4 protein-coding genes are annotated in these 6,014 nt (G+C 54.4%); all 4 read left to right on the forward strand.

Annotated features, from left to right (window positions below; translation table 11 throughout):
- The coding region (locus tag RTY00_RS18315; protein ID WP_312665382.1) for a type I secretion system permease/ATPase at positions 1–2,304 on the forward strand (2,304 nt) is incomplete at its 5' end.
- The gene (locus RTY00_RS18320) at positions 2,301–3,542 is read left to right on the forward strand and encodes an HlyD family type I secretion periplasmic adaptor subunit (protein ID WP_312665383.1); all 1,242 of its coding nucleotides are present in this window, start codon (positions 2,301–2,303) and stop codon (positions 3,540–3,542) included. The genes RTY00_RS18315 and RTY00_RS18320, both read left to right, overlap by 4 nt.
- A 5-nt stretch (positions 3,543–3,547) precedes the next feature.
- Positions 3,548–5,416, forward strand: a complete 1,869-nt coding sequence (locus RTY00_RS18325; protein ID WP_312665384.1) for a TolC family protein — start codon at positions 3,548–3,550, stop codon at positions 5,414–5,416.
- A gap of 342 nt (positions 5,417–5,758) precedes the next feature.
- On the forward strand, positions 5,759–6,014 hold a 256-nt coding region (locus RTY00_RS18330; RefSeq protein WP_312665385.1), incomplete at its 3' end, for an MgtC/SapB family protein.

Below are 6,014 nucleotides of genomic sequence, written 5' to 3' on the forward strand. Positions count from 1 at the left end.
CAGAAGCAGGATGCTGTGGAGCAGGATGCGCGTTCTGTTGCTCGTATTGAAACCACGGTGGATGACACGCTATTAAAGAGCGTGGCTTGGATCTGCAAACACTACAAACGCGAAAAAAGTGAAGAAGCGCTGGTGGCAGGGTTGCCAAAAGCGACATTGCTCTCACCATCACAAGCCATGACGGCGCTGGAAAATGCCGGCATTACCGGCGGCATGGTCGAGCGTCGTCTGCAGGATCTTCCGGAACAGTTAATGCCGATGATTCTGCTGCGCAAAGAGGGCGGCGGCTGCATTGTGCTTTCACGCCGTATTCACACCAACGAAGAGAATCAACGTGAATTGCGTTTCCAACTGGTGATGCCTGAAGTAAGCGCTTCAGCCGTTGAGATGAGCCTGGCAGAACTCAATGAGATTTACGCCGGCTTCGCCGTAATGGCGAAACCTGCTGCGGTGGTTGATGAGCGCGCCAGTGAAATGTTGCCAGAGGTGAAAGGCCATTGGCTGTTTACCACGTTGTGGCGCTATCGCCGTTATTATCGCAGTGCAGCGATTGCGGCGGTATTGATCAACGTTCTGGGTCTTTCCAGCATCTTCTTCACCATGAACGTCTATGACCGCGTGGTACCGAACCAGGCATTCGTGACGCTGTGGTCGCTGGCCATTGGCGTCACCATTGCGATGATCTTCGAAGCAATTACGCGCTTTGTGCGTGCGCATCTGCTGGATATGGCCGGTAAAAAGGCCGATTTAGTGCTCGGCAGTATGCTGTTCCGCCAGGCGCTTTCCATCCAGATGGAACATAAACCGGCTTCCTCCGGTACCTTCGCCAACCAGATTCGTGAATATGAATCAGTGCGTGATTTCGTGGCTTCCGCCACGCTGGCGGCGATTTCCGATCTGCCCTTCATTCTGATGTTTGTCGGCGTGATCTTCTTTATCAGCGGTCCGCTGGCGATCATCCCACTCATGATGATCCCGTTGATCATCATCGTCAGTGCCGCGATCCAGTGGCCGCTGGCGCGCATCATGAAAGAGAACCTGCGTGACGCTTCACTCAAACAAGGCGTGCTGATCGAGTCGGTTGAAGGAATGGAAACGCTGAAAGCAGTTGGCGGCGAAGCGCACATGCAGCGCCGCTGGGAAAACTTCAGCGCACTGCAGTCAGCTAACTCGATGAAATCCAAACGCTACTCGACGTTGGCGACCGGCGTGGTGACGTTCCTGCAGCAGTTCCAGACGGTGATGCTGGTGGTGGCCGGTGTTTATCTGATCAACAAAGGCACCTTTACCATGGGTGCAATGATCGCCACCGTGATGTTAGCCAGCCGTGCAACCGGTCCACTCGGTCAGGTTATTGGTCTGGCGGTACGTTATCAGCAGGCAAAAGCCGCGTTAACCTCGCTCAATAAGCTGATGGAGATGCCTGTCGATCGTGACAGCAGCAAAACCTATCTCACCGATCCTCCGCTGAGTGGCGAGATCACGCTGACCAACGTCAACTTCTCCTATCCAGCTCCGCCAATGAAGCCGAATCCGGAGATCCTCAAAGATATCTCGTTGAGCATCAAAGCTGGCGAACGCGTCGCTATTCTGGGGCGCATCGGTAGCGGTAAATCCACCTTATTACGTGTGATGGCGCGTCTCTACCAGCCGGTGAAAGGCCAGCTTTCAGCCGATGGGTTGGACGTTAACCAGATTGATCCAGCGGACTGGCGCAAAGCCGTTGGCTTTGTCGGGCAGGATGCGCGTCTGTTCTACGGCACGCTGCGCGAAAACGTGATGATTGGGCGTCCAGACGCCACCGCCAATGAGCTGCTGCGCGTGCTGAATCTTACCGGTCTGGATCATGTCGCCGCACGTCATCCAAGCGGAATCAATTTAACGGTCGGCGAGGGCGGTGAAGGCCTGTCAGGCGGTCAGCGTCAGTTAGTTTCTTTGGCGAGAACACTCTTAACGCGTCCCAAAGTGTTGCTGATGGATGAGCCTACCAGCGCCATGGATAGCATGACGGAGAATCAGTTCCTCGCGCACTTACGTCGTGCAAGCGAAGGACACACGTTGATTGTTGTGACGCATCGTCCGTCCATTCTGGCGCTGGTCGATCGCATCATCGTAGTGGAAGAAGGAAAAGTGGTCGCAGATGGCCCGAAAGATCAGGTGCTTGCTGCGCTGGAAGGTAAAAATAAAGCCCGCCAGCAGCCGCGACAGGCGGTTGAACCGGCAGTAAGTGCTCCAGCTCCCGCTAACGATGCTTCGGCAATGTCAGCGCAGACGGAAGCAGCGGCAGAGGAGGCTGCAGTATGAGCAAGTTAACGCCATGGCGTAAGAGCGTGAAAGGTATGTCCGCTGCTGATGCCGAATTTATGAATGACGTGCAGGCTTCGCTGCTGTCACAAACCACGCCCGGTTCCAAGTTAGTGATGTGGATCATCATTGCGGTGTTAGGTGTGGGTATTACCTGGGCCAACTATGCACGAGTCGAAGAGATCACCAAAGGCGATGGCAAAGTCATCTCACGCAGTCGTGAACAGGTCATTCAAAGCCTGGAAGGCGGCATTCTGGCGGAGATGAATGTGCGTGAAGGTACGGTGGTGAACCGCGGCGATGTGCTGCTGAAAATTGACCCAACGCGTGCGCAGTCCAGCTATCGCGAAGTCCTGAGCAAAGTGGTGGGTCTTAAGGGCAGCATAGCGCGCCTGCGTGCGGAAGCGTATTCACTGCCACTGGCGTTTGATGAGCAGGTGAAGAGCGATCCGGCTGTTGTGGCGCAGGAAACTAAAGCCTATGAATCGCGTAAACGTGCGTTAAGTGACAGCGTCAGCTCATTGCAACGCAGCTACGCACTTTCAATGCGTGAAATTCATCTGGCTGAACCGTTAGCGGCCAAAGGTCTCTTGTCGGAAGTCGAACTACTGCGTATGCAGCGTCAGGCCAATGACATCCAGGCGCAAATCGTTGAACGTCGTAACCGCTATCAATCTGAAGCCCACACCGAGCTGGGACGCCTGGAATTAGAACTGAGCCAGGTTAGCGAGAACCTTATTGGTCGTGCCGATATTGTTGATCGCACCACGATTGTGGCGCCGGTGCGCGGTACGGTGAAGAACGTGCGCGTGAACACCATTGGCGGGGTTATTCAGCCTGGTGAGCACATCCTCGAAATCGTTCCTCTGGAAGAGCAGTTGCTGGTGGAAGGGAAAATCCGTCCGTCGGATGTCGCCTTCCTGCGTCCTGGTTTGCCTGCGAAGGTGAAAATCACTGCCTATGACTTTGCTATTTACGGCGGACTTGATGGGCACGTGGAGTACATCAGTCCGGACACGTTGAAAGACGATCAAAAAGCGGCCAGTGGACGCCCGGATGATACCTACTATCGCGTACTCATTCTGACGGATAAAAGCACGCTGCACGCGGGTAACAAAGATCTGCCAATCATTCCCGGCATGATCGCTACCGTCGAGGTGCGCACGGGTGAGAAAACCATTCTCGATTACCTGCTGAAGCCGGTCCTGAAAGCCAAAGAAGCATTCCGCGAGCGTTAATAATCATGAAAAATAATAACAAGATGCGCCATGTACAGGCGCGTCATCTCTCTCTGCTTGCCGTTTGTATTGCGGTGGTGATGGCACCTGCGGTCAACGTAATGGCTGATTCCACCAGTGAGTTGATGATGTTTGCGGAAATGAGTGGTCAGCCTCAGTTGGCTTTGGCTCCAGCGCCGATGCGAACTCCGCCTTTGCCGGTTCCTGTGGCACCAACGTCTGCTCCACCGGCACCTGAGGCAAACGTTGCGCCAGCGCAGCAACCGATCTTCGCTGAAAGGCAGATACCAGCGGCCGCTGTTACTCAGCCGGTTCAGCCATCAGCTGCGCCAATCGCACCGCCTGCGATAGCTGAAGCTCCACAACAGCTTAAGGTCGTAGAACGTGCGGCACCGATCAATACCAAACCGAGCCAGCCGGCTGAAATTCAGGGCGGCGGTTTCCTGACGGAGGATCAGCGTCGTCCTGAGCCACAGCCGTTCAATCCGATGCAACCGGCGCGGAACGTGAGTCAGCAGCAACCTGCGCAAACCGCGACTTATGCTCCAGTGGAAAGCCCACAGGCAAATATCAATTTTGTAAGCACGCATTCAGCCGATGCAGCAGTCACGACTTCCCCGGTTACGCTGAGCGGCGGGGCTAATGAAACGGTTGCCGAGAGTGAAATTCGTCAAAAGCTTCTTTCGGCTGCACGCATTACCTGGCGTATCAGTCCGTCACTGAAGTCCTATATCGCTCAGGGCGATGCGGCTGAAGCCAGCGTGGATGAAGCAAAAGGCCAGCGCTGGCCGCAGGTTGATGTCAGCGCCGCTTCGGCCACCAAAGAGTTTGGTAGTGGCACGAAGAATTATGAATACCAGGGGAATACGCCATCATTAGGTGTTTCAGTGGCGACCAACCTTATCGACTTTGGCCAAACCAGTCGCACCATTGAAAGTCGTGAAGAGCGTGTGACTTCTGCGCTGCAATCAGTGCAGGCACAGCGTGAAGATTTGGCAATGCAGGTAAGTAATGCATTGATTGAGTGGAATAAACAGCAGCACGTCATTGCCATCAGCAAACAATATCTGGGGCGTATGGCAGAGCTGACCAAAATGCTCAGCGGCATTGTTCAATCAGATACTGGACGTCGCAGTGAACTGACGCAGGCGAAAGGGCGCTTGCTGCAAGCGCAAAGCTATCTGGAAAATGCCGAATCACGCGCACGTGATGTAGAAATCACCCTGAATCGACTGATGGGCAACAGCCGCGTGACTTTACCGGCCAGCGATAAGTGGGCGCTTTCCTTTGGCGATTTAAATCGGCAGCTGACGAGTCTGGACGTGCATCCATTGATCTTGCGCGCCAGCGCCGAAGAGCGAGCGGCCTTCAAAGAGGCGGAGGCGATCAAAGCTTCTGGTCTGCCAAAGCTCAACTGGACGGTTAGCAAAAACACCCGTGAAGATCAGCTCGGACGCCAGCAGGCATGGCAAACCGGCCTGAACGTAAGCTGGGGCTTATTCCGCGGCGGTTCAACCAATGCACAGGAAATTGCGGCCATTAAGCGTGCCGAAGCAAGCCGTCAGCAGGTGCAGGAACAGCGCCGCGATCTGGAAAACCGTGTACGCGCTGCCAGCCAGAATGCACACTCAACAGCGGAACGCGCCGTGCTCTACAAAAACCTGATTGTGGAATCCGATCGTATTCGTAAGGACTTCTTTGATCAGTGGTATCACTTAGGCCGCCGTTCACTGCTGGACGTATTGAGCGCAGAAAGCGATCTGTACAACAACCAGGTCAGTGAAGTCAGCAACCGTTTTGATAGCTATGCAGCCATTATCAGCGGGTATGCTAACTCGGGCACACTGAGTCGCTGGTTAACGACCGGACGTTAAACTGGCACATAAACCCGCCTCGGCGGGTTTCTTGTCCTTAATCCAACGTAAACGAACGGGCTTTTTGAGTTGGCAACGCGGCGCAAACCATTTTAGAATCGCGGCGAATTTTTACCCAAGAGGAGAACGGCATTGGACACTTGTCCCACACGATTACAACAGGACCTCGCGGTAAGATAGCCTTCACGCTGTCTTAACTGCGCGTTAAGACGGTGGATTTCCTTCCAGAATCACCCCTTTTCATAAGCATAATGCAGCTGATTCCCAGCGGTATTCGCACTGTCTGTAATCCATTTTTTAACCTGTTGTTCCGCAAATAAAATCTGCGGAGTGAGGTCTATCATGGATTGGAAAATTTTTTTACTGCGCGTCACTGTCGCGCTGGTTTTGGGCGCGCTGATTGGTAGTGAGCGCCAGTTACGTCAACGCATGACAGGATTACGCACCAATGCGCTAGTGAGCACCGGTGCATGTCTGTTCGTTCTGATGACGCAAAGCGTGCCAGGCATCGCCACCGACGCCTCGCGCGTCGCGGCCTATGTGGTATCCGGTATCGGTTTCCTCGGCGGCGGCGTGATCATGCGTGATGGCTTAAACA

Source organism: Pantoea sp. CTOTU49201 (assembly GCF_032054795.1).
GTDB classification, from domain to species: domain Bacteria; phylum Pseudomonadota; class Gammaproteobacteria; order Enterobacterales; family Enterobacteriaceae; genus Pantoea; species Pantoea symbiotica.